The 24,514-nt window shown below is 70.1% G+C and carries 19 protein-coding genes; 15 read left to right on the forward strand and 4 right to left on the reverse strand.

All coding sequences use genetic code 11. The features are described 5' to 3' along the window. Window positions 1–36: 36 nt before the first annotated feature. The 3 genes from ACU6WY_RS05575 to ACU6WY_RS05585 are packed head-to-tail and all read left to right on the forward strand — an operon-like array spanning window position 37 to window position 6,013. On the forward strand, window positions 37–3,444 hold the full coding sequence (locus ACU6WY_RS05575) for a pyruvate carboxylase (protein ID WP_483821462.1): 3,408 nt from the start codon (window positions 37–39) through the stop codon (window positions 3,442–3,444). 47 nt (window positions 3,445–3,491) lie between these two features. Further along, window positions 3,492–5,525: a MinD/ParA family ATP-binding protein gene (locus ACU6WY_RS05580; protein ID WP_483821463.1), complete on the forward strand. Its 2,034-nt coding sequence runs from the start codon at window positions 3,492–3,494 to the stop codon at window positions 5,523–5,525. Then, window positions 5,522–6,013, forward strand: coding sequence for a peptide deformylase (locus ACU6WY_RS05585; RefSeq protein ID WP_483821464.1), 492 nt, complete (start codon window positions 5,522–5,524; stop codon window positions 6,011–6,013). The genes ACU6WY_RS05580 and ACU6WY_RS05585 overlap by 4 nt, the downstream gene beginning before the upstream one ends. Window positions 6,014–6,142: 129 nt before the next feature. On the opposite strand, the gene ACU6WY_RS05590 is transcribed toward ACU6WY_RS05585, so the two are convergent. Next, window positions 6,143–7,969, reverse strand: a complete 1,827-nt coding sequence (locus ACU6WY_RS05590) for an AMP-dependent synthetase/ligase (RefSeq protein WP_483821465.1) — start codon at window positions 7,967–7,969, stop codon at window positions 6,143–6,145. Window positions 7,970–8,125: 156 nt separating this feature from the next. Between ACU6WY_RS05590 and ACU6WY_RS05595 the strand changes: the two genes are divergently transcribed. Genes ACU6WY_RS05595 through ACU6WY_RS05605 form a run of 3 tightly spaced genes read left to right on the forward strand, consistent with a single transcriptional unit; the run spans window position 8,126 to window position 11,124 of the window. Next, the gene (locus tag ACU6WY_RS05595) at window positions 8,126–9,061 is read left to right on the forward strand and encodes an ROK family glucokinase (protein WP_483821466.1); all 936 of its coding nucleotides are present in this window, start codon (window positions 8,126–8,128) and stop codon (window positions 9,059–9,061) included. A gap of 2 nt (window positions 9,062–9,063) precedes the next feature. Continuing rightward, window positions 9,064–9,777, forward strand: coding sequence for a lysophospholipid acyltransferase family protein (locus ACU6WY_RS05600; protein ID WP_483821467.1), 714 nt, complete (start codon window positions 9,064–9,066; stop codon window positions 9,775–9,777). A gap of 9 nt (window positions 9,778–9,786) precedes the next feature. Next, window positions 9,787–11,124 (forward strand): class II 3-deoxy-7-phosphoheptulonate synthase, encoded by a 1,338-nt coding sequence (locus ACU6WY_RS05605; RefSeq protein ID WP_483821468.1) that lies wholly within the window; start codon window positions 9,787–9,789, stop codon window positions 11,122–11,124. A gap of 70 nt (window positions 11,125–11,194) precedes the next feature. Here ACU6WY_RS05605 and pknB read toward each other — a convergent pair whose 3' ends face one another. Further along, window positions 11,195–13,126 (reverse strand): Stk1 family PASTA domain-containing Ser/Thr kinase, encoded by a 1,932-nt coding sequence (pknB, locus tag ACU6WY_RS05610; RefSeq protein WP_483821469.1) that lies wholly within the window; start codon window positions 13,124–13,126, stop codon window positions 11,195–11,197. A gap of 54 nt (window positions 13,127–13,180) precedes the next feature. Beyond that, window positions 13,181–14,173, reverse strand: a complete 993-nt coding sequence (locus ACU6WY_RS05615) for a LysM peptidoglycan-binding domain-containing protein (RefSeq protein ID WP_483821470.1) — start codon at window positions 14,171–14,173, stop codon at window positions 13,181–13,183. 137 nt (window positions 14,174–14,310) lie between these two features. Between ACU6WY_RS05615 and ACU6WY_RS05620 the strand changes: the two genes are divergently transcribed. Next, window positions 14,311–14,655: an Rv2175c family DNA-binding protein gene (locus ACU6WY_RS05620; RefSeq protein WP_483821471.1), complete on the forward strand. Its 345-nt coding sequence runs from the start codon at window positions 14,311–14,313 to the stop codon at window positions 14,653–14,655. A gap of 18 nt (window positions 14,656–14,673) precedes the next feature. Here ACU6WY_RS05620 and ACU6WY_RS05625 read toward each other — a convergent pair whose 3' ends face one another. Beyond that, window positions 14,674–15,765, reverse strand: coding sequence for a polyprenyl synthetase family protein (locus ACU6WY_RS05625; RefSeq protein WP_483821472.1), 1,092 nt, complete (start codon window positions 15,763–15,765; stop codon window positions 14,674–14,676). Between the two features lie 64 nt (window positions 15,766–15,829). Here ACU6WY_RS05625 and ACU6WY_RS05630 point away from each other — a divergent pair, with 64 nt between their 5' ends. The 8 genes from ACU6WY_RS05630 to murD all read left to right on the forward strand — a co-directional run bounded on the left by ACU6WY_RS05630 (window position 15,830) and on the right by murD (window position 24,513). Next, the gene (locus tag ACU6WY_RS05630) at window positions 15,830–16,216 is read left to right on the forward strand and encodes a DUF3040 domain-containing protein (RefSeq protein WP_483821473.1); all 387 of its coding nucleotides are present in this window, start codon (window positions 15,830–15,832) and stop codon (window positions 16,214–16,216) included. Window positions 16,217–16,531: 315 nt separating this feature from the next. Next, on the forward strand, window positions 16,532–16,963 hold the full coding sequence (gene mraZ, locus ACU6WY_RS05635; RefSeq protein ID WP_483821860.1) for a division/cell wall cluster transcriptional repressor MraZ: 432 nt from the start codon (window positions 16,532–16,534) through the stop codon (window positions 16,961–16,963). A 96-nt stretch (window positions 16,964–17,059) separates the two neighbouring features. Beyond that, complete coding sequence (gene rsmH, locus ACU6WY_RS05640; protein ID WP_483821474.1) at window positions 17,060–18,013, forward strand: 16S rRNA (cytosine(1402)-N(4))-methyltransferase RsmH; 954 nt, start codon at window positions 17,060–17,062, stop codon at window positions 18,011–18,013. After that, complete coding sequence (gene ftsL / locus ACU6WY_RS05645) at window positions 18,010–18,627, forward strand: cell division protein FtsL (RefSeq protein WP_483821475.1); 618 nt, start codon at window positions 18,010–18,012, stop codon at window positions 18,625–18,627. Before rsmH ends, ftsL begins: the two co-directional genes overlap by 4 nt. Before the next feature lie 4 nt (window positions 18,628–18,631). Then, window positions 18,632–20,422 (forward strand): peptidoglycan D,D-transpeptidase FtsI family protein, encoded by a 1,791-nt coding sequence (locus tag ACU6WY_RS05650; protein WP_483821476.1) that lies wholly within the window; start codon window positions 18,632–18,634, stop codon window positions 20,420–20,422. A 52-nt stretch (window positions 20,423–20,474) separates the two neighbouring features. Further along, on the forward strand, window positions 20,475–21,887 hold the full coding sequence (locus tag ACU6WY_RS05655; protein WP_483821477.1) for a UDP-N-acetylmuramoyl-tripeptide--D-alanyl-D-alanine ligase: 1,413 nt from the start codon (window positions 20,475–20,477) through the stop codon (window positions 21,885–21,887). Beyond that, window positions 21,884–22,990, forward strand: coding sequence for a phospho-N-acetylmuramoyl-pentapeptide-transferase (mraY, locus tag ACU6WY_RS05660; RefSeq protein ID WP_483821478.1), 1,107 nt, complete (start codon window positions 21,884–21,886; stop codon window positions 22,988–22,990). Before ACU6WY_RS05655 ends, mraY begins: the two co-directional genes overlap by 4 nt. Continuing rightward, on the forward strand, window positions 22,987–24,513 hold the full coding sequence (gene murD, locus ACU6WY_RS05665) for a UDP-N-acetylmuramoyl-L-alanine--D-glutamate ligase (protein ID WP_483821861.1): 1,527 nt from the start codon (window positions 22,987–22,989) through the stop codon (window positions 24,511–24,513). The genes mraY and murD overlap by 4 nt, the downstream gene beginning before the upstream one ends. The last annotated feature ends 1 nt before the right edge of the window (window position 24,514 follow it).

The raw sequence follows: 24,514 nt of genomic DNA on the forward strand, positions 1-24,514 counted from the left end.
GCACATTCAGCTCCGCCAGCGTGACGTGAGGTGCGCATGTTCTCCAAAATCCTGGTCGCCAATCGCGGAGAGATCGCGATTCGTGCGTTCCGCGCCGCTTACGAGGTCGGCGCCCGCACCGTCGCGGTCTACCCCTACGAGGACCGGTCGTCGCTCCACCGCCTCAAGGCCGACGAGGCTTACCAGATCGGTGAGCGGGGTCACCCCGTGCGGGCTTACCTCGACGTCGACGAGATCATCCGTGTCGCCCGCGAGAGCGGGGCGGATGCCATCTACCCGGGGTACGGCTTCCTCTCGGAGAACCCCGAACTCGCCGAGAAGGCGGCCGCCAACGGCATCACCTTCATCGGCCCGTCCGCCGAAGTGCTGTCGATGGCCGGCAACAAGGTCACGGCGAAGACGCACGCGATCGCCGCCGGAGTGCCGGTCCTGCGCTCGACGGCCGCCTCCGGTGATGTCGACGCGCTCGTCGCCCAGGCCCCCGAGATCGGCTTCCCCCTCTTCGCCAAGGCGGTCGCCGGCGGTGGCGGGCGTGGCATGCGGCGCGTGGAGTCGATCGGTGAGCTGGCCCCGGCCCTCGCCGAGGCCATGCGCGAGGCCCAGAGCGCCTTCGGCGACCCGCGGATGTTCCTCGAACAGGCCGTCCAGCGTCCGCGGCACGTCGAGGTGCAGATCCTCGCGGATGCCACGGGCGAGACGGTCCATCTGTTCGAACGGGACTGCTCGGTGCAGCGTCGTCACCAGAAGGTCATCGAGATCGCCCCGGCGCCGAACCTCGATGACGCGGTGCGCGAGGATCTGCACCGGTACGCCGTGGCCTTTGCCCGGTCGATCGGCTACCAGAACGCCGGCACCGTGGAGTTCCTCCTCGAGACGGCCGGTCCCCGCACCGGCGAGGTGGTCTTCATCGAGATGAACCCGCGCATCCAGGTCGAGCACACCGTGACCGAAGAGGTCACCGACGTCGACCTCGTGCAGTCGCAGATGCGCATCGCGGCGGGGGAGACCCTGGTCGACCTCCACCTCACGCAAGACCAGATCCGTCTGCGCGGAGCGGCGCTCCAGTGCCGCATCACCACCGAAGACCCGACGCAGGGCTTCCGTCCCGACACGGGCAAGATCACCACGTACCGCTCGCCCGGCGGTGCCGGCATCCGTCTCGATGGCGGAACCACCGCGGCCGGTTCCCAGATCAGCCCGCACTTCGACTCGATGCTCTCCAAGCTCACGTGCCGTGGTCGCGACTTCGGCGCGGCGGTCGCCCGCGCGCGCCGGGCCCTGGCGGAGTTCCGTATCCGCGGGGTCTCGACGAACATCCCGTTCCTTCAGGCCGTGCTCGACGATCCCGCCTTCGTCGCCGGTGATCTCAGCACGTCGTTCATCGACGAGCGTCCTGAGCTGCTGCGCGGTCGCGAGTCGAAGGACCGCGGCACCAAGGTGCTGTCGTGGCTCGTGGACACCACGGTCAACCGCCCGAACGGCGAGAACCCGCTCTCGGTCGACCCGGGGGCGAAGCTTCCGGCGCTCGACCTCACGGCACCGGCTCCGGCGGGATCGCGTCAGCGCCTGCTCGAGCTCGGACCCGCGGGCTTCGCCCGCGCCCTCCGCGAGCAGACGGCCCTCGCGGTGACCGAGACGACCTTCCGCGACGCGCACCAGTCCCTTCTGGCCACCCGCGTCCGCACCCGCGACCTCGTGCGGGTAGCGCCCTACGTCTCTCGCCTCACCCCCGAGCTGTGGTCGGTGGAAGCCTGGGGAGGCGCGACCTACGACGTCGCCCTCCGTTTCCTCGGCGAAGACCCCTGGGAGCGTCTCGACGCGCTCCGCCAGGCGCTGCCGAACGTGGCGATCCAGATGCTCCTGCGCGGCCGCAACACCGTCGGCTACACCCCGTACCCGACTGAGGTGACCGATGCCTTCGTCGCCGAGGCCGCGGCATCCGGGGTCGACATCTTCCGGATCTTCGACGCGCTCAACGACGTCGCGCAGATGCGCCCCGCGATCGACGCCGTGCTGCAGACCGGTACCACGGTCGCCGAGGTGGCCGTTTGCTACACCGGCGACCTGCTCGACCCGAAGGAAGATCTCTACACGCTCGACTACTACCTGCGTCTCGCGGAGCAGATCGTCGAGGCGGGCGCACACGTGCTCGCGGTGAAAGACATGGCGGGCCTCCTGCGTCCGGCGGCCGCGGCACGCCTGGTCTCGGCGCTGCGCGAGCGCTTCGATCTGCCCGTTCACGTGCACACGCACGACACCGCCGGTGGTCAACTCGCGACCCTGCTCGCCGCCTCGGCGGCGGGGGCGGATGCCGTCGACGCGGCCGCCGCACCGATGTCGGGCACCACGAGCCAGCCGTCGCTCTCGGCGCTGGTCGCCGCGCTCGCGCACACCGAGCGTGACACGGGACTCGACCTGTCGGCGGTGTCCGACCTCGAGCCGTACTGGGAGGCGATGCGCCACCTCTACCGCCCGTTCGAGTCGGGGCTTCCGGGCCCGACCGGGCGCGTGTACCACCACGAGATCCCGGGCGGACAGCTCTCCAACCTTCGTCAGCAGGCCATCGCCCTGGGCCTCGCCGATGACTTCGAGCTGATCGAAGACATGTACGCCGCGGCTGACCGCATCCTGGGACGCGTGCCCAAGGTGACGCCGTCGTCGAAGGTCGTGGGCGATCTGGCGCTCCACCTCGCCGCGGTCAAGGCAGACCCGGCCGACTTCGAGCGCAACCCCGAGAAGTACGACGTTCCCGATTCGGTCGTGTCGTTCATGGCGGGCGAGCTCGGCGACCTCCCCGGCGGGTGGCCCGAGCCGTTCCGCACGAAGGTGCTCGCCGGCCGTGAGGTCAAGATCGGCGTGACGTCGCTCACCGACGACGACTCGGCGGCCCTCGCGGGCGACTCGGCGACGCGCCGCGACCGTCTGAACGCTCTGCTCTTCCCCGCACCCACGCGTACCTTCCGGGAGATGCGCGAGAGGTTCGGCGATCTGAGCGTCCTCGACACCGCCGACTACCTCTACGGACTCCGGCCCGGGGGCGAGCACACGGTGGAGATCGAACGCGGTGTGCAGCTCTTCGTGGGGCTCGAGGCCATCGGCGACGCCGACGACAAGGGCATGCGCACGGTCATGACCACGCTCAACGGGCAGCTGCGCCCGGTGTTCGTGCGCGACCGATCGATCGATGTCGAGGCGCGGCAGGCCGAGAAGGCCGACACCTCCAAGCCCGGTCAGGTCGCGGCGCCGTTCTCGGGGGTCGTGACTCTCAAGGCCGCCGTGGGCGACCGGGTCTCGGCGGGGCAGGCCGTTGCGTCGATCGAGGCGATGAAGATGGAGGCCGCGATCACGAGCCCCATCGACGGCGTGGTCGAGAGGCTCACGGTCGGAGCGACCCAGCAGGTGGAGGCCGGAGACCTTTTGCTCGTCGTCCGTCCCGCGCAGTAGCCTGAGAGGGGGCGCTTTTCGCGCCCCCTTTCCGTTTGGAGACTGCAGTGACCCCCGACCGCACCGACGAGACCCCTGACGAGGGCGCCGAACACGGCGTCCTCGACCACAGCGGCACTCTCGACACGGCCAGTATCAGCATGCTCGGCGGACACATCGCGCAGGTTAACGTCGACCTCCCGGTGGCCGAGGACGACGACGTCGACGACACCGACGTGGTCGAACACGAGCTGCCCGTCATCGACGCCGAGTCTCGCGCGTTCGAGGTCGTGGGCATCGTTCACGTTCCCGACCCCGACGATATGCCGCCCCTCACGCACGTGCCGGATCCCGCCCCCACCGAGTCCGCTCCCGTGACGCACGACCACGTGGTCGAGGAGCTTCCGACCGGCGACATCATCCTCGAGCCGCACGACGAGGCCGCCGAGGCCGACGTCACCGACGACGTGCGGGATGCCGACATCGTGCACGACGAGCATGGCGCGCACGCCGCCGTCGCGAGTGACGAGTCCGAGGTTCCCGTTCCCGTCGAGACGCCGGTGGGTGAGGATGCCGACGCCGTCGACGGTGTCGACACCCCCGCCCACGAGGACGCACACATCGATGAGGCCGCCGTCGAGGCCTCGGCGATCGACGACGCAGACGCCGCGGACGCAGACGTCGCGAACGCAGAGGTCGAGGACGTAGACGTCGAGGACACAGACCTTGACGACGCCGACATCGCGGACGCAGACGAGCCCGTCTCCGACGAGCCGGTGGCCTCGGCATCCCTCACCGTCGAGCGGGAGCCGGAGCCGGATCCCGCCTCCGAGGCCCCCGCCGCGCCCGAGGCCCCCGCCGCCGAGCCCTCTGCCGCAGAGTCCCTTCCCGCACCCGAGCCCGTCGTACCCGAGGCTGCGCCCGAGGCCGCCGTACCCGAGGCCGCCGTTCCTCCCCTCACCGGGTCCGTGCCGCTCACGCGGGCCGAGCGTGCCGCGACCGGCGCCATCGGCACGCTGCCGTTGACCCGCCGCGAAGCGCACCAGGTCGACGATGCTGCCCGGTCGGCTCGCGTGCACGCGAGTGAACGGGTCCACACGCCGGGGACAGACGTCACGCTCACCTCCAAGCGCCTGGGCGAGGTCGACGACGCGCGGGAGAGTTCCGAGCTCCTCACCGCCGATCGTCTGCTCGACCCCCGCCAGATCGCGCGTCCCGAGCCCGAGGGCCTGTGGCAGCAGCTGGTGTATTCCGTCTCGGGTCACCGCATCAATCTCGGCGATGGTCGTCGCGCGCGTCAGCGCAAAGACCTCGACCGTCGCATCGCCGCGCCGCTTTCGGGTGCGGCCCGGTTCGTCCCCGTCCTCTCCCGCAAGGGCGGGGTGGGAAAGACCACCGTCACCTCCCTCCTGGGAATGGCCCTCGCCGACGCGCGCGACGATCGCGTGATCGCCGTCGACGCCAACCCCGATCGCGGCACGCTCGCCGACCGCGTCGGGCGCGCGAACGGCCGCACCGTTCGCGACCTGGTGCGCGCGCACGACGAGGTCGGCGGGTACGGCGATGTCTCGTCGATCGTGGCCCGGGATGCCACGCGCCTCGACGTCCTGGCATCCGATTCCGACCCTCGCGTGTCCGAGGCCTTCAGCGACGCCGACTACCGCCAGGTCGCCGACGTCGCGGCGCACTACTACTCGATCGTGCTGACCGACACCGGCACCGGTATCGTCCACTCGGTGATGGAGGCGACCCTCGAGCTCGCCGACTCGCTCGTGGTCGTCGCCGGTCTGTCGGTCGACGAGGCACGCCTGGCCTCCGAGACCCTCACCTGGCTCGAGACGAACGGCTACGCCGATCGGGTCCGCAAAGCGGTCGTCGTGCTGAACAACGCCCGGCCGGGAGCTCCGCTGGTGCGCGAGAGCGAACTCGAGGCGCACTTCCGCACGCGCGTGCGCGCGGTGATCCGCCTGCCCTACGACGCGCACATCGCCGCGGGCAGCGCCATCGCGTTCCGCGATCTCCAGCCCACCACCCGCCAGGCTGCGCGCGAGATCGCCGCGGCCGTGGTCGAAGACCTGCGATCGCCGGTGGCGGCGGCATGACGGTCCGGCCCATTCGCCTGTTCGGCGACCCCGTCCTCCGCGCGCCCAGCGCGCCGATCGACCAGATCGACGACGGCATCCGTGCCCTCGTGCGTGATCTCCTCGACACCGTCGAGCCCCCCGGTCGCGCGGGCGTCGCCGCACCGCAGATCGGTGTCGGGTTGCGCGCGTTCAGCTACAACATCGACGGCGACATCGGATACGTCCTGAACCCGGTGCTGGTCGAGACGCGCGGCGAGCCGCAGCTCGTGGGGGAAGGATGCCTCTCGGTGCCTGGCCTTTGGCACGACGCGGTCCGGTACCCCTGGGCGAAGGTCGTGGGGACCGACCTCGACGGCAACGAGGTCGTTCTCGAGGGGGAGGGGCTGCTCGCTCAGGCGCTGCAGCACGAGACCGACCACCTCGACGGAAAGCTCTACCTCACGCGTCTTCCCGCCGAGACGCGGCGTGAGGCGATGCGGCAGATCCGCGAGAGCGACTGGTTCTGAGACATTCGCGGGTGTCGTCCCGCCATCGTCGTGTCGTGAGAACAGGCGATGCCACGAAACAGGCCGATCCCCGCGGGATCGGCCTGTTTCGGTCTCGCCGCCTGTTTTCGCGACGAGCGGGGGAGCGTGTCAGGGCAGCGACAGGTTCGAGGTGTTGATCGGCACGGCGTAGATGTCCTCGATCGCGTCGGCGAAGTCGGCGACGATGACGTTGCGCTTGATGCTCATCTTGGGGGTGAGGTGACCGCTGGCCTCGGTCCACTCCGTCGGCAGAATCGTGAACTTGCGGATCGACTCCGCGCGCGAGACGTGAGTGTTGGCCCGGTCGATCGCGGCCTGCACTTCGGCTCGCACCTTCTCGTTGGTCGCGGCGTCGGCGAGGGACATGTCGGCGGGCAGCCCGTTGTTGGACAGCCACGTCGGCAGCATCTCGGGGTCGAGGGTCACCAGCGCCGAGATGAACGGCTTGTGGTCGCCGACCACGACGACCTGACCCACGATGGGGTTCGCCCGAATGGGGTCTTCGAGGGCGGCGGGGGCGACGTTCTTTCCTCCCGCGGTGACGATGATCTCTTTCTTGCGCCCGGTGATCGTGAGGAAGCCGTCGGCGTCGAACGACCCGATATCGCCCGTCTTGAACCAGTCGCCGTCGAAGGCCTCCGCGGTGGCCTCGGGGTTGCGCCAGTACTCCGAGAAGACGTTGACGCCGCGCACCTGGATCTCGCCGTCGTCGGCCAGGCGCACGCTCACGCCGGGGAGCACGGGGCCGACCGTGCCGATCTTCGACTTCGTGGCGAGGTTGACTGTTGCGGGCGCGGTGGTCTCGGTGAGGCCGTAGCCCTCGAGGATCACGACGCCGAGGCTGCGGAAGAAGTGACCGAGGCGCGGACCCAGGGGAGCCGAACCCGAGACCGCGTACACGACGCGTCCGCCCATGGCCTCCCGGAGCTTCGAGTACACGAGCCTGTCGAACAGGGCGAACTTGATCTTCAGCAGCAGGGGGATGGACTTTCCGTCCTGCTCACGCTCGGAGTGCTCGATCGCCGCGGCCGCGGCGGCCCGGAAGATCTTTCCCTTTCCGCCGGCCTCCGCCTTCTGCTCGGCGGAGTTGTAGACCTTCTCGAACACGCGCGGCACGGCCAGGAGGAACGTGGGACGGAAGCTGCCCAACGCGGGCAGCAGCTGCTTCGTGTCGGGCTGATGGCCGGTCTTGACGCCGGCGTGCACGTTCAGCAGTGAGATGAACCGCGCGAACACGTGCGCCGTGGTGATGAACAGCAGGGTCGAGGACCCCGGTGTCTCGACCACCTCGTGCAGGGCTTTGGCGGAGTTGCGGGCCAGCTCGACGAAGTTGGCGTGGGTGAGGACGCACCCCTTCGGTCGGCCCGTCGAGCCGGACGTGTAGATGAGGGTCGCGATGTCGGAGCCGTTGGCGATCGCCCGGCGCCGCGCGATCTCGGCGTCGTCGATGTCGGCGCCGCGCGTCACCAGAGCGTCGAGGTCGCCGGCGTGCATGGCCCAGACGTCCCGCACGAGGGGGAGGTCGCTGCGCACCTCGTCGAGTCGCTGACCGTGGTCGGAGGATTCCACGATCGCGGCGATCGCCCCCGAGTCCGACAGAATCCAGGAGATCTGTGTCGGCGAGCTGGTCTCGTACACGGGCACCATCACCGCGCCGGCGTAGAAGAGCGCGAAATCGACGAGCGTCCAGTCATAGGTGGTGCGGGCGATGAACGCCACCTTCTCACCGGGCTGGATGCCGGCGGCGATGAAGCCCTTCGCGAGGGCGATGACCTGCTGCTCGAACGCGCGCGCCGTCACGTCGCGCCATCCACCTCCGTCTGGGACGGCGAAGAGCGCACGATCCGGTGTCGCGGCAACGCGATCGGCAAGCAGGTCGGAGACATTCGCAGACGGGTCGGCAGGGACGACGGCGGGAAGGTCGAACTGGATCACGGCAACTCCTTTGTGTACCGGAAAGAAGGTCGATCGGTGGGGAGAGTCTAGTCGCACGGGTCGGCGCAACCGCCGGTCGGCGGGTTTCGGCGTGGCCGGACGACGGTGGCTAGACTGCCGTGGGCCGTGCCGCGGGGCGGGCCGGAGGGGAGCGCGGTGCGCAACGTCGGTATCGACATCGGAGGCACGAAGATCGCCGGTGGCGTCGTCGAGGAAGACGGCACGATCGTCGAGAAGCTCCGGGTGGACACCCCCATCGACCCGGCGGCTCTCGTCGACGCCGTCGTCGACATGGCCGACCACCTCCGCCGCGCCTACGACGTGCACGCGATCGGGGTGGCTGCCGCGGGCTTCATCAGCTCCGACCGCAGCACCGTGATCTACGCCCCCAACATCGACTGGCGCAACGAGCCGCTGCGCGCGCGGCTCGAAGACCGCCTCGACGCGCCCGTGACGATCGAGAACGACGCCAACGCGGCCGGGTGGGGCGAGTACCGGTTCGGTGCCGGCCGGGGCGTGCGCGACATGGTCATGCTGACGATGGGCACCGGCGTGGGCGGTGCGGTCGTCACGAACGGGGAGCTCTTCCGCGGCGGGCACGGCATCGGCGGCGAACTCGGCCACATGCGGTTCGTGCGCGGCGGTCACCCGTGCGGGTGCGGACAGAATGGATGCCTCGAGCAGTACGCCTCGGGCCGTGCGCTGCAGCGCGAGGCCAACGCGATCGCGGACGAGCCCGGCATCGGTGCGGCCCTCGCGGCGGTGCGCGCGGAGAAGGGCGCGATCCCGGGACCCGCGGTCTCGCGTCTGGTGCTGGCCGGCGACCCGGGTGCCGTGGAGGCCCTGCGCCGCGTGGCCACGGCCCTCGGCGAGGCGTGCGGGGGATTCCAGGCCGTGCTCGATCCCGAGCTCTTCGTCATCGGCGGTGGCGTGGCCCAACTGGGCGCCGACCTCCTCGCGCCGGTGAAGCTGGCGTACGAGACGTCGCTTCCGGGATACGGTGATCGTCCGGTGGCCGAGTTCACGATCGCGCGACTGGGCAACGACGCCGGTCTCATCGGGGTCGCCGACCTCGCCGGGAAGGAGCGCTGACGATGTTCTACTGGCTCATGAAGTACGTGGTCATCGGTCCGGTCATCAAGGCCGTGTTCCGCCCGTGGATCGTGGGCCGCCGGAACATCCCCCGGGAGGGCGCGGCAATCCTCGCCAGCAACCACCTGTCGTTCTCCGACTCGATCTTCCTGCCGCTCATGATCGACCGGCGCATGGCATTCCTCGCCAAGAGCGACTACTTCACCGGGCGCGGCCTGAAGGGGTGGGCCACGCGGGTGTTCTTCACCGCCACGGGTCAGCTGCCCATCGACCGCTCGGGAGGAAAGGCCTCCGAAGCCTCGCTCAACACCGGCCTCGGGGTGCTCGGCCGCGGTGAGCTGCTCGGCATCTACCCCGAGGGCACGCGCAGCCCCGACGGCACGCTGTACCGGGGGCGCACGGGCATCGCGCGCATGGCCTTGGAGGCACGTGTCCCCGTCATCCCCGTCGTGATGGTCGACACCGGAGCGGTCATGCCGATCGGGCAGCGCCTTCCCCGCGTGGGCCGCGTGGGCATCGTCATCGGAGAGCCCCTGGACTTCTCGCGCTTCGAGGGTATGGAGAGCGACCGCTACATCCTGCGCTCGGTCACCGACGAGATCATGGTGGCTCTCCAGCGTCTCGGTGAGCAGCGTTACGAAGACGTCTACGCCTCTACGGTGAAAGACCGTCTGGCCACGGCGCAGGCGGCGAAGGCGCCGTCGGCGCGCCACTAGACTTCAGGGGTGAATCAGCAGCTCCACGACCTCGACCACTGGCGGACCCTGCCCATCAAGCAGCAGCCGCAGTGGTATGACGAGGCCGCGGTGGCCGCGGCATCCGCCGAACTGGCCACCCTCCCGCCGCTCGTCTTCGCCGGCGAGGTCGACAACCTCCGTGACCGCCTGGCGCGCGCCGCCGCCGGTGAGGCGTTCCTCCTCCAGGGCGGCGACTGCGCCGAGACCTTCGCGGGCGCCACGGCCGAGCAGATCCGCAACCGCATCAAGACGGTGCTGCAGATGGCCGTCGTTCTCACCTATGGCGCGTCGATGCCGGTGGTGAAGATGGGCCGCATGGCGGGCCAATTCGCCAAGCCGCGCTCCAGCGACACCGAGACCCGCGGCGAGGTCACTCTGCCCGCGTACCGCGGCGACATCGTCAACGGGTACGACTTCACCGAAGAGTCCCGTAAGGCCGACCCCGCGCGACTGCTCAAGGGCTACCACACCGCGGCATCCACCCTGAACCTCATCCGCGCCTTCACGCAGGGCGGCTTCGCCGACCTCCGCGAGGTGCACAGCTGGAACAAGGGCTTCGCGAGCAACCCCGCCAACCAGGCCTACGAGAGCATGGCCGCCGAGATCGACCGGGCCATCAAGTTCATGGCGGCCGCGGGAGCGAACTTCGACGAGCTCACGCGCGTGGAGTTCTACACCGGCCACGAGGGCCTGCTCATGGACTACGAGCGCCCGATGACGCGTATCGACTCGCGCACGGGGCTGCCGTACAACACGTCGTCGCACTTCCAGTGGATCGGTGAGCGCACGCGCGAACTCGACGGCGCGCACGTCGACTACTTCTCCAAGATCCGCAACCCCATCGGGGTGAAGCTCGGACCGACCACCACGCCCGAGACGGCGCTGGCGCTCATCGACAAGCTCGACCCCGAGCGCGAGCCGGGTCGCCTGACCTTCATCACTCGCATGGGGGCGGGCAAGATCCGTGACGCCCTGCCCCCGCTCCTCGAGGCCGTCCGCGACTCGGGGGCGACTCCGCTGTGGGTCACCGACCCGATGCACGGCAACGGCATCACGACGCCCACCGGGTACAAGACCCGTCGCTTCGACGACGTCGTCGACGAGGTGCGCGGGTTCTTCGACGCGCACCGCCAGGTGGGCACGCACCCCGGTGGCATCCATGTCGAACTCACCGGCGACGACGTCACCGAGTGCCTCGGCGGGTCCGAGATGATCGACGAGGCGACCCTCGCCACGCGGTACGAGAGCCTGTGCGACCCGCGTCTGAACCACCGTCAGAGCCTCGAGCTGGCCTTCCTCGTTGCCGAGGAGCTCGAGAAGCGCTGACCCGCGGCCACGCGCCCAGACAGAACGCCCCCGGTCCTCGACCGGGGGCGTTTCGTCTGAGTCGGGCGGATCAGCCGGTGCTGAACACCCGCACCGACGTGCCGGGGCGGTGGCTCGTTCCCGGCTGGGGATCGGTGCGGCTGACGGTGAAGATGCCCCACACCAGTTCGGGCAGAGCCGTGCCCGGCTCGAAGCCGGCGGAACGGAGCGCGTCCATCGCCTCGGCGACCGTACGGCCCGAGACATCGGGCACGACGATCGGCCGCGGGCCCTCCGAGATCAGCAGGGTGACGGTCTCACCGGGGCGCCAGTTGCCGTCCTCGGGTCGATCCAGGATGCCGATGACCGCGCCTTCATCGATCGAGTTGCTGTACTCGGTGGGGCGATCGCCCGACACCTGGAGTCCCGCGGCTTCGAGCTCGCGGACCGCCCGGTCGACGCCGAGTCCGGTGACGTCGGGCACGGGGCCGCTGGAGACCAGCATCGACGCGGAGTCGCCCTCGTAGACGGTGCAGCCGTCGGTACACGCGAACGGCTCTCCGCCCGCGCGCGGGGTGACAGTGACCGCGAGCACCGTGCCCTCGTCGGCATCGGAGAACTCGCGAGCGTCGTCGCCGACGGTCACCACCGCGGCGTTCAGGATGCCGCGGGCGTCGTCGGCCGGCCGACCTCCCAGCCCCTCGATGTCGTGCGGGGCAGGGCCGATCGAGACGAACACGGTGACCACCGTGCCCTTGTCGAGGCGCGTGCCCATCGCCGGATCGGAGCCGACCGTCGTGCCGGAGGGGATCTCGAGATCGGTGACCTCCTGCGCCTGAGCGGCGAGTTGCTGCTCGCTCAGGAGCGCCTCCGCGTCGGCGAGAGTCATGCGCGACACATCGGGCACCGCCACGAGGGACCCCGGACCCGAACCGAACCACCAGCCGGTGCCGGCGGCGGCCGCCGCGAGCATGAGCACCAGGGCGAAGAACCACATGCCGCGGGTCGTGCCGCTGCGCGTGCGCGCGCGCAGGCGCGTGGCGTTGTCGGCGTCGTCGACCGGGGCGGAGGGCACGGTCGCGGTCTGCGGGAGAACCTTGGTGAGCTCGCGCGACTCCGCACCGCTGGCCGGTGAAGCGGTGCCGACCGCCACTGCCCGGGCCACCTGGGGGGCAAGGCCCAGCTCCTTCTCGACCTCGCGCAGGCGGTCGAGCATCGCCGCGGCATCGATCGGGCGTTCGGCGGGCTCGCGCTCGGTGGCCCACAGGACGAGTTCGTCGAGTTGCTCGGGCACGCCCGGGTTCTTCGCGCTCGGACGCGGCACCGAATCGGTCGCGTGCTGGTAGGCGATCTGCATCGGCTGCTCGCCCTTGTAGGGCTGTTCGCCGACGAGCATCTCGTACAGCATGATGCCGAGCGAGTAGATGTCGCTGCGGGCGTCCGCGGTGCCGCGGGTGACCAGTTCGGGGGCCAGGTAGGCAATCGTGCCCATCAGCTGTGCTCCACTGGCCGTGTTGGCCGTCGTGGCGCGCGCAAGGCCGAAGTCGCCGATCTTGATGCGGCCGTCTTCGGCCAGCAGCACGTTCTCGGGCTTGACGTCACGGTGCACGATCCCGGCACGGTGCGCCGCGGCCAGCCCCGAGAGGATGGCATCCATGATCGTCAGGGTCTGATCGACGGTGAGGCGGCGGTGCTCACGCAGGAGTTCGCGCAGGGTGATGCCGGGCAGGTACTCCATGACCAGATAGGCCATCTCGCCGTCCTGGCCCTGGTCGAAGACGTTGACCACGTGCGGGTCCGACAGGCGAGCGGCCGAACGCGCCTCCTGGATGAACCGACTCTGGAAGACGGTGTCGTCGCTGAGGTGCCCGTGCATGACCTTCAGCGCGACGCGGCGTTCGAGGCGCAGGTCGGTGGCGACGTACACCGTCGCCATCCCCCCGCGCGCGATGCGCGCACGGACCCGGTATCGGCCGTCGACGAGACGACCGATCAGCGGGTCGGCCTGCTGACTCGTGCTCACGTGTCGAGTCTACGGAGCGCCCCCTGGGAGCCGGGGGAACGGCTCACCGTCTGCTCACCCCAGAACGGCCAGCCAGGTCGTCGCCGGCTGCTCCCACTGCGCGTAGCGGTCGGGGTACGCCGAGATCTGCACGGCCTGCGCGACATCGGCGTACGACAGGGTCTCCCATCCGGCGATGTCGAGCAATCCGCGCGTGGCGGAGCCGTTGGGGTCGGAGGCGCCGCCGTAGAACACGCGCGTCGACCGGTCACGGTCGCGGATCTGGTCGGGGCTGCCCCAACCGCTGCTCGGGCGCTGCTGGAACAGGCCGAGCGAGTCACGGTCGCCCCACTCGAGGTTGCGCAGCCAGGATTCCTGCATCGCCGTGCCGAGGGCGATCAGGATGCCACGGTCGGAAACGCCGAGTTCCCGGCCGATGCGGATGATGAGGCGGGCATTCTCGGACTGTTCGGCGTCGAGTCCCGGAGCGGTCGTCGCTACGGCGGACGCGGGGGCGGCCCCCGCCGTGTCGGCCGGAGCGGGGATCTCGAGGATCTCGCCGGGGTAGATGATCGAGGCGCGCGTGAGGCCGTTGGCCGCGAGGACGGCGTCGAGGGAGACGCCGGTAGACGCCGCGATGGCCGAAACGGTGTCGCCGGGGCGCACCTCGTGGGTGCGGGGCGCTGCGGCAGGAGCCGGTGCGGGCGCCTCCGGGGGTGTCGCGGCCGTCGGCGTCGCCAGCGCGAGCACCTGGCCGGGGCGGATGATGCTCGAGGAGTCTAAGCCGTTGGCCGCCAGGACGGCCGCGGTGTCGAGCCCGTGGGCCCGGGCGATGGCCCAGACCGTGTCGCCGGGCCGAACCGTGTACGAGATCGGCGCGCCGACGGCCGTGAGCGCCGGAGTGCCCGCGATGCGCGGGGTCGGGGGCACGGACGCCAGCGCCGGGGTGGGGGGAGCGGCGTGCGCGGCGTTCTCGCCCGAGAGGGCGAGAGCGATCGTGCCAGCGACCGCGGCCGGCCAGACGGCGCGGGTGCGCGAGGGCAGGGGGGAGGAGGGGAGTCGTCGCATGGTGGGGGATCCGTTCTTCCGACTGGCCGAAACGGTCGCACGACGAGGTGCGGATGTCAACGCGTGGTGCTCGTGTGACGGAAGTGAGCACGGGGCCCCGGCCCCTCGACGGCGTCGGGGAATGAGATAGTGGCATCGTGACCGAGACATCCCGTTACGCGACCGACTGGCTGACCCTTCCCGACCTCGTGGAGATCTTGGGCGAGCCGCTCGGGCGCGTCCGCCGACTGCTCGACGACAGCTTCCTCGTCGGCTCCCGCCGTGACGGTGTGCTGCGCGTTCCCGCGGTGTTCATCGTCGACGATCGTCCGCTGCCGTCGCTGCGCGGCACGATCATGGTGCTGCACGACGCCGGCTTCGACGCCGACGAGACGATCGACTGGCTCTTGACTCCCGAAGAGTCCATCGGGGTCGCCCCGATCGAGGCGCTTCTGGCCGGTCGTAAGAGCGAGGTGCGCCGCGTAGCGGCGAGCCTGGCCTGATCCCGGCGTCCGGCTCCGTCAGGACGAGCGCTGCGTCGCCGCGCGGGCGAGCGCCCGCAACTCGGCCACGGCGCCGATGCCCAGCGGCGCCCCGTCGAGGGCGGTTTCGGCGCGGCGCTCGTACTCGGCGATGAGCTTCTCGGTGCGCGCGAGCGAGCCGGTCGACACGATCATGTGCTGCAGGTCACGGATGCGCGCGCTATCGAGCGTGCGGTCGCCGAGCAGCGCGTCGAACTCCGCGCGACGCGGCGCCGGGAGACCCTGGCGCGCGTAGGCGACCAGAACCGTGCGCTTGCCTTCGCGCAGATCGTCTCCGGAGGGCTTGCCGGTCACGGCGGTGTCGCCGAAGACGCCGAGGACGTCGTCGCGGAGCTGGAACGCCATGCCGATGTCGTGTCCGAACCGAGCGAGGGCGGCCTGCTGCGCGTCGTCGGCGCCGGCGAGGGCCGCGCCGATCTGCAACGGCTTCTGGATGCTGTACCGCGCGGACTTGTAGGACGCCACCCGCAGCGCGCGCTCGGCGTGAGCTTCGTCGGCGTGGACGGCGTAGGCCGACTCCTCCGCCACGTCGAGGAACTGCCCGATGGTCACGTCTCGGCGCATCTCGGCGTACTGCCGGCGCGTCGCGGCGGCCGTCCCCACACCGTCGAGCGACTCCTCGAGGAGGTCGTCGCTCCACGCCACCAAAAGGTCTCCGAGGAGCACCGTGGCGGACCGGCCGAAGGTCTCGGCATCGCCGGCCCAGCCCGCCTCGCGGTGGGTGGCCTCCAGTGCCCGGTGGGCGGCGGGCTGCCCGCGCCGGGTGTCGGAGTTGTCGATGAGGTCGTCGTGGACGAGGGCCGCTGCCTGAAAGACCTCCAGGGCGGCGGCGACGCCGATCGCGGCGTCGTCAGAGGCGGCCGCGGGCTCGGGGGAGACCTCATCGATGGCGCGTCGACCGGTGAGCAGGAACCGTGCGCGCAGCCGCTTTCCTCCGCGCAGGGAGGCCGCTCCCGCCCGGGTCATCGTCTCTGCCTCCGATCCCAGAGAGGAGGCGTACGATATCTGCTCAGAAACGAACTTGTCGAGTCGCTGAGAAACAGCCTCGATCGGTTCCGGGGAGGTCACCACGGGCCTAGCCTAGTGATCCACGCCCCGCGTAGAATCGAACGCACTGAGCAATAGAGGGGGATGCATGCCACTCTCCGAACAGGAGCAGCGTCTGCTAGACGAGATGGAACGCCATCTCATGAGCAACGACGCCGACGTCGTGACCGCTCCCGGGCGCGCCCTCAGCTATCGCAACATCGTGTACGGCTCCATCCTCGTGCTCGCGGGCCTCGGCGCCCTCATCGCGGGTGTCTCGATCGGGTTCAACACCGGCATCCTCGGTATCGCGATCGGCGTCGTCGGGTTCCTCCTCATGGTGGGCGGGGTGGTCTTCGCCGTCACCCCGACACGGAACTCCTCGCGCCTCCCCAGCGCGAACTCCGCGTCGACCTCACGGGCGCCCCGTGCCTCGGGGGCGTCGTTCATGGACCGCATGAACGATCGCTGGGATCGCCGCAACGAAGGACGCTGACCCCCTCCACCTCATCCAAAACACCGGCTCTTCGGAGCCGGTGTTTTTTTGTGTGCCCGGCGCGGGGTGAGCGTCCGGGTGATGAAGGTGGGGGCTGCGGCGCCTCCCTTTTCCTCCACCGGCGGCCGCGATGATCGCGTCGCCCTCGCCCTCGGGGCGAAATCACGCGGTTCTGACACGCCATCTGCGGGGGAGCGTGCACTCTACACGGCCGCGAATCCCCCGGGCGGAGGGCGGATTTCTCTAGCGAAGTGGAGGTGAGTGGAGTAAAGTGGGGGAAACTTCGCAGGCCGGACGAAGGGGGTGGACGCCCGAATGCTGCTCGGCACGCACACTCCCAAGCTCGACGACAAAGGTCGCGTCATCCTGCCCGCGAAGTTCCGAGACGATCTCGGCGCCGGAGTGGTGATCACCCGGGGGCAGGACCGCTGCCTCTACGTGTTCAGCACCGAGGAGTTCGAGCGCGTCCACGAGCGGATCCGCGAGGCGCCGCTCAGCAACAAGCAGGCTCGCGACTTCCTGCGCATGTTCCTTTCGGGGGCCAGCGCCGAGAAGCCCGACAGCCAGAACCGCATCACCGTCCCCCCGGCGCTGCGCGCCTACGCCGGCCTCGACCGCGAATTGGTCGTCACCGGTGTGGGAGCCCACGCCGAGATCTGGGACGCCACGGCGTGGAACACCTACGCCGAGAGCAACGAAGAGACGTACGCCGAGCTGGAGCAGGAGGTGATCCCGGGACTGTTCTGATCGCCGGCTGTGATTCCCAGCCGCACGCCCTGACGCACTTCCCCGGCGCCAGGTCGAGCGGATGGGGATCAGAGCCGACGAGCTCCTCCCGTCATCATGGACATCCGCGACATCCATACCCCTGTCCTGCTCGACCGCTGCGCCGAGCTCCTCGCGCCTGCGCTGCAGCGCGACGGCGCGGTCTTCGTCGACGCGACCCTCGGCATGGGTGGGCACTCCGAGGCCTTTCTCGAGCGCTTCCCCACCTCCCGGCTGATCGGCCTCGACCGAGACACCGACGCTCTCCGCATCGCGGGGGAGCGTCTGTCACGCTTCGCGGGCCGGACCACGTTCGTGCACACCGTCTACGACGGCATCGCCGAGGCCGTGGCCTCCGCCGGCGTCGAGAAGGTCGACGGCATCCTGTTCGACCTGGGCGTCTCCTCGCTCCAGCTCGACGAGGCCTCGCGAGGTTTCGCCTACGCGCAGGACGCGCCCCTCGACATGCGCATGGACCAGACCTCCGGTGTCACCGCCGCCGACGTGCTCGCCACCTACGGTGAGGGCGACCTGCGCCGCATCTTCGAGCGCTATGGCGAAGAGAAGCTCGCCGGTCGCTACGCCCGCGCGATCATCGCGGCGCGGCAGACGGCGCCGCTCGAACGTTCGGGTCAGCTCGTCGACGTGCTGCAGGCGGCGACGCCCGCCGCGGTGCTGCGCGAGCGGCATCCCGCCAAGCGCGTCTTCCAGGCGCTGCGCATCGAGGTCAACGCGGAACTCGCGGTCCTGGAGCGGGCCATCCCCGCGGCCCTGCGGGTGCTCGGCGTGGGCGGGCGCATCGTGGTGATGTCGTACCAGTCGCTCGAGGACCGCCTGGTCAAGCGCGTGTTCGCCGAGGCTTCGGCATCCACCGCTCCCCGGGGACTCCCGGTCGAGCTTCCCGAGCATGCGCCCAAGTTCCGGCTGCTCGTGCGCGGGGCCGAGCTCGCCAGCGACGACGAACGCGCGGCGAACCCGCGCGCCACCCCCGTGCGGTTGCGCGCGGCCGAGAGGATCCAGGAGGACGCATGAGCGCTCCCCAGACCATCGACGCGGCCTTCCTGCCGGACTTTCCCGTCCCGGTGCGCGAGCCGCGCCGGTTGCACGCGGTTCCGGCGCCGGCTCGCCGACGCGTTCCGCGGCGGGCTTTCGGTGTCATCGCCGTGCTCGGGGCCGTGACGATCGCTCTCGTGCAGATGGGGCTGTCCATCCTCACGACGCAGAGTTCGTTCGAGATCGCGTCGCTCACGCAGCAGCAACGTGATCTGACCTACCAGAAGCAGATGCTCGACGACGAGGTCGCCGGCCTCAACTCGCCCCAGTACCTGGCCGCCAACGCCGCCGCCCTGGGGATGGTGATCGACGAGTCACCCACCTACTTGCGGCTCAGCGACGGCGCGATCATCGGCTCGGGAAAGCCCGCCGAGGGAGCGTCCTCGGTGGATGCCATCGGTCGGGGGTCGGTGCGCAACGCCCTGATCTCGGGGGTGCCGCTGGTCACCGACCCGAAGCAGGACGCCGAGCCCGCCCCGCAGGCGCCCGCCGCCACCGACGCCGGTACACCCGCGGAGGGGGAGATCCCGGCCACGGGTTCGGCGACACCCCCGCCGATCAGCGACGGTCTGCCCACCCCCGCGACACGATAAGCCCATGACGACGACGCTCTCCCGCTCGCCGCGCCGCCGCACCGTGGCCGCGCTGCTGGTGGTGCTCATCGTGCTGATCGCCTTCGTCGTTCGCCTCCTGGACATCCAGGTCGTCAATGCGCGGGAGCACGTGGACGACTCGCTCGCGATGGGGCTGCAGAGCTCCCGCGTCGAGTACGCCTCCCGCGGCGCGATCGTCGACGAGAACGGGGTGACGCTCGCCTCCAGCGTCCATCGCTACGACGTCCAGGTCGATCCGATGCTCGCCGTGGAGGGGGTCAGCGAACGCGCCGATGACGGCACCCAGACCACCCGTGCGTGGCCGGAACTCGCCGCCCAGATCGCGGGGGTCACCGGTCAGGATACCGCGACGGTCGAGCAGATCGTCACCGACGCTGTCGCCGCCGATCCCGGCTCGCGTTACGCGCTCCTCGCGCAGGACGTTTCGACGCAGCAGTACCGTGCTCTCGCGGAGCTCCGTCTGCCCTTCCTCACCTTCCCGCCGAAGGCCGGGCGCGTGTACCCCGGCGGTGCGGTCGGCGGCAACCTCCTGGGATTCGTCGGTGGCGACGGGCAGGCGCTCGCGGGCCTCGAGCTCGCCGACAATGCGTGCCTCGCGTCGCAGAACGGCGAGGTCGTCTTCCAACAGGGGCGCGACGGCGTCGTTCTCCCGGGTACCGCGGTCGAGACCAAGCCCGCCGTCGACGGCGGCACGCTGAAGCTCACGATCGACCGTGACCTGCAGTGGTACATGGGCCAGCTCATCGCCGAACAGGTGCAGAACACGGGGTCGCTCCGCGGCACGATCACCGTCGTCGAGGCCAAGACGGGCAAGGTGCGCGCGCTGGCGGAGTACCCCACCGTCGACCCCAACGACCCCACGTCGACGCCCGAGACCGAGCGGGGGAGCAACGCGTTCTCCAGCCCGTTCGAGCCGGGATCGACCTTCAAGGCGCTCACGGCCGCGATCGGCCTGGACAGCGGTGCGTTCACGAGCGACACCACGGTCACGGCCGCCTCGAGAGAGACGCTCGGCAACGCGCGCGTGTCGGACTCGTTCTCGCACCCCGAGAACACGTACACGCTGACCGGCGTCCTGATCGACTCCTCGAACGTCGGCATCTCGAAGTTCGGCGAGAAGATCCCCCGGGAGACCCGGTACGACTACCTCGAGAAGTTCGGACTCGGTACCCCCAGCGCGATCGGGTTCCCCGGCGAATCCGGCGGCATCCTCCACCCGGCAGACAAGTGGGATGACCAGACGTTCTACAACACCACGTTCGGTCAGGGCTTGTCGGTGACCGTCCCTCAGCTCGTCGGTGCCTACCAGACCATCGCCAACGGGGGAGTGCGGATGCCGCTGTCGCTCGTCGAGGGATGCACCGCCGCGGACGGCACCGTGACCGATGTTCCCGCGACGGAGGGGGTGCGCGTGGTGTCCACCGACACCGCGCACACGGTCTCGCAGATGCTCGAGAACGTCGCAACGCAGGGCACGCTCGCTTCGCAGGTCGCCGTGCCGGGCTACCGGGTGGCCATCAAGACCGGTACCGGCGAGAAGACCGACCCCGACACCGGCGCGTATAAGCCCGACGCCTACTTCACGACGATGATCGGTTTCGCGCCCGCCGATGACCCGCAGTACGTCGTCGCGGTCAACCTCGACGAACCGCGGACGGTAAAGTCGTCTGCGGCCACGGCTCCCGCCTTCCAGAAGGCCCTCACCCAGGTGCTGAAGAACTACCGGGTGATCCCGTCCGGAACCACGACCCCCGAACTGCCCAAGTTCGGCTGAGACGCCGGATGCCGGTCTCCTCCCGACACGGAAAGGGCGTCCGTACACAGCAATGATCTCCACGAGCCTCTCCCACATCACCGCCGTTCTCGGCGGCCGTCTCGTCCTGCGCGGCGACGACACCCCCGACCGCACCGTCACGGGTGACGTCGACACCGACTCCCGCCTGATCGAGCCGGGCGGCATCTTCGTCGCCAAGCCCGGCGAGACCACCGACGGACACCTGTTCGTGCCCGCCGCGATCGAGCGCGGCGCGGCTCTCGCCCTCGTCGAGCGCGAGCTCGACGACCCCGTGACCCAGATCGTCGTGCCCGACGTCGTCGCGGCGCTGTCCGCGCTCGCCCGCGACGTCGTCGCGCGCGTGCGCGAGGCGGGCGACCTGCAGATCGTCGGGATCACCGGCTCCAACGGCAAGACGACGACCAAGAACCTCCTCGCGCGCATCCTCGAGGACGAGGGCTCGACCGTCGCCCCGCGTGCCTCCTTCAACAACGAGGTCGGGGCGCCGCTCACGATGCTCCGAGTCACCGACGACACCCGGTTCCTCGTCAGCGAGTTCGGTGCCAGCGCGCCGGGCGCGATTGCGCACCTCGCGGGTCTCGTCACGCCCGACATCGGTGTGGTGCTCATGGTGGGCATGGCCCACGCGGGCGGCTTCGGCGGCATCGAGTCGACCTTCCACGCCAAGAGCGAGCTCGTCCGCGCGACCCGCCCCGGCGGTCTCGCCGTGCTCAACGCCGATGACCCGCGCGTCGCCGCGATGGAGCCGATCGCCCGCGAACGCGGCCTCGACGTGCGCTGGTTCGGCCGCGGCGACCGCGCGACCGTGCGTGCCGTCGACGTCGAGGTCTCGGCATCCGGTACCCGCGCCCAACTCGTCGTCGACGGAGAAGAGCACACCCTCGCGCTCCGCGTGCTCGGCGAGCATCACGTCATGAACGCCCTCGCGGCGATCGCCGCGGCCACCGCCCTCGGCGTCACGGCGACGGATGCCATCGCGCGACTGGAGACCGTCGAGATCGCCGAGCGGTGGCGCATGCAGCCGCTCGGCTCCGACCGCGTGCGCATCATCAACGACGCCTACAACGCCAGCCCCGACTCGATGGCCGCGGCCCTGCGCACGCTCGCGCAGATCACCGGCCCGGATGAGCGCACTGTCGCGGTGCTGGGGGCGATGAGCGAGCTGGGGGAGTACGCCGACGAGGAGCACGACCGCGTGGGCCTGCTCGCGGTCCGCCTGCGCATCCAGCGCATCGTCGTGGTGGGCGCCGACGCCCGCCGCATGTACCTCGAGGCGATCGCGCAGGGTTCGTGGGACGGCGAAGCCGTCTTCTTCCCGGACGCCGATACGGCGTTCGACTACCTGAGGACCGAACTTCGCGAGGGCGACCGCGTGCTGGTGAAGTCGTCCAACTCGGCGGGGCTGCGGTTCCTCGGCGACCGTCTGGGAGAATCGTTCGCGTGAGATCACTTCTGACGTCCGCGGGGATCTCGCTGGCCTTCACCCTCTTCCTCACCCCGGTGTTCCTCCGGAGCTTCCGCAAGTGGGGCTGGGGGCAGGTCATTCGCACGCCCGAGAACGTGCACAACCCCTCGCACGGGGCCAAGCGCGGGACGCCCACGATGGGCGGCACGATCTTCATCGCCGGCACGATCATCGGCTACTTCATCGGTGCCTACGCGGGGAACAACCCCCCAACGATCTCGGGGCTGCTCGTGCTGTGGCTCATGCTCGGGTTCGGCGTGGTCGGCTTCATCGATGACTACATGAAGATCCGCCAGCAGAAGAGCCTCGGACTCTCGGGGTGGCGCAAGATCGCCGGCCAGGTGATCGTGGCCGTGCCGTTCGCAATCGTGGCGCTGAACTTCCCCAACGCCTACGGCCAAACCCCGGCCTCGGAGTACATCTCGATCTTCCGCGACATCCAGGTGCTGTCGCTGTTCGCCCTCGGCCCGGTGCTCGGCTGGCTGCTGTACCTCGCCTGGATCTCCCTCATCGGCACCGCCACATCGAACTCGGTCAACGTCGCCGACGGACTCGACGGCCTGGCGGCAGGGTCCGGGATCTTCGTCATCGGGGCGTACAGCCTCATGGCGTTCTGGCAGAACAAGCAGATGTGCGCCGACGTGCTCGATCCGAGCGTCCAGGGCGGATGCTACGCGGTGCGAGATCCGTTCGATCTGGCGATCGTGTCGGCGTCGTTCGTCGGTGCGCTCGTCGGCTTCCTGTGGTGGAACGCTCCCAAGGCGAAGGTCTTCATGGGGGACTGCGGTTCCATGGCGATCGGCGGCGTCATCGCGGCTCTCGCGATCCTCACTCGCACCGAGCTGCTTCTCGTGCTCATCGCCGGCGTGTACGTCATCGCCTCGGGGTCGGTGATCCTGCAGCGCGCGTACTTTAAGGTCACCCGCGGCAAGCGCCTGTTCCTCATGAGCCCCCTGCACCACCACCTCGAGATGCGCGGGTGGCCCGAGGTCACCATCGTCGTGCGCATGTGGATCATCGCGGGCCTACTCGCGGTCTCGGGTGTCGGATTCTTCTACGTCGAATGGCTGTCGCGAGTATGAGCGCCGAGCGGGTGGCATCCCTGCACAGCTGGTACGCCGAGTGGCGGGGCCTCAAGGTCGCCGTCCTCGGTCTGTCGGTGACGGGCTTCTCCGCCGCCGACACGCTCGCCGAACTCGGCGCCGAGGTGCTCGTGGTCACCGAGAAGGCCGACCCCGAATACGCCCGGCTCCTCCCGGTGATCGGTGTGGAGCTCCACGTCGGGCCGTTGGATGCCGTGCCCGGGGAGCTCAGCGGCTTCGCCCCCGATGTCGTGGTGGCCTCGCCCGGCTTCCCCCCGTCGCACCCGGTCATCGCCTGGACGATCGAGAACGGCATCCCCCTGTGGGGCGACGTCGAGCTCGCGTGGCGTGTCCGCGACAAGGTCGTGCGCCCCGACGGCCGCCCGGCCGACTGGATCCTCCTCACCGGAACCAACGGCAAGACCACGACCACGCGCCTGACCGCCGAGATGCTCGTGGCCGGGGGGCTCCGCGCGGTGCCGGTGGGGAACATCGGCACGCCGGTTCTCGACGCCGTGCGGGATCCGAATGGCTTCGACGCCCTGGTCGTCGAACTCTCCAGCCACCAGCTGTGGTACCTCAATCGGCAGACCGGCGACGAGGCCCTCTCGCCGCACGCTGCCGTGTGCCTGAACCTCGCCGACGACCACCTCGAGTGGCACGGGGGTGCCCAGGCCTACCGCGACGCCAAGGCCGGCGTCTACGCGCGCACGCGGGTGGCCTGCGTGTACAACAAGGCCGACGTCGCGACGCGCGAGATGGTGGAGGACGCCGAAGTCATCGACGGCGCCCGCGCGATCGGCTTCGACCTCGGTGTGCCCGGACCCAGCGATCTCGGTGTCGTCGACGGCATCCTGGTCGACCGCGCGTTCCTCGAGGAGCGCGCAACCTCGGCGCTCGAGCTCACGACCGTCGCCGATCTGGCGGCGAACGGCCTCGCTGCGCCGCACATCGTGGCCAACATCCTCGCCGCCAGCGCGCTCGCGCGCTCCCTCGGCGTGACCCCGGCCGAGATCCACGGCGCGCTCGAGCGCTTCCGCCTCGACCCGCACCGTATCCAGGTCGTGGGCGCGCACCGGGGGATCACCTGGGTCGACGATTCCAAGGCGACCAACCCCCACGCCGCGGGCTCCTCGCTGGCGGCCTACCCGGGCGCGGTGTGGGTCGTCGGGGGCCTGCTCAAGGGCGTCGATCTCAGCGACCTCGTGCGCGCGCGCGGAACGGCCGCGCGGGCGGCCATCGTGATCGGCGCGGACCGCGGCGAGATCGTCGCGGCGTTCGAGCGACACGCCCCGGCGGTTCCCCTGTTCGAGGTCGACCACACTCAGACTGAAGACGTCATGGCACGGGTCGTCGAACTGGCGGCCGACGTGGCCCGGGACGGAGACACTGTGCTCCTGGCCCCCGCGGCGGCGTCGTTCGATCAGTTCGCCTCCTACTCCGACCGCGGCGAGCGTTTCGCCGAGGCGGTGCGGGCGTGGATCGCCGGTCACGACGACGGAACGGCTCGACGGCAGGACTGAG

This window comes from Microbacterium sp. ZW3a, from assembly GCF_057167165.1.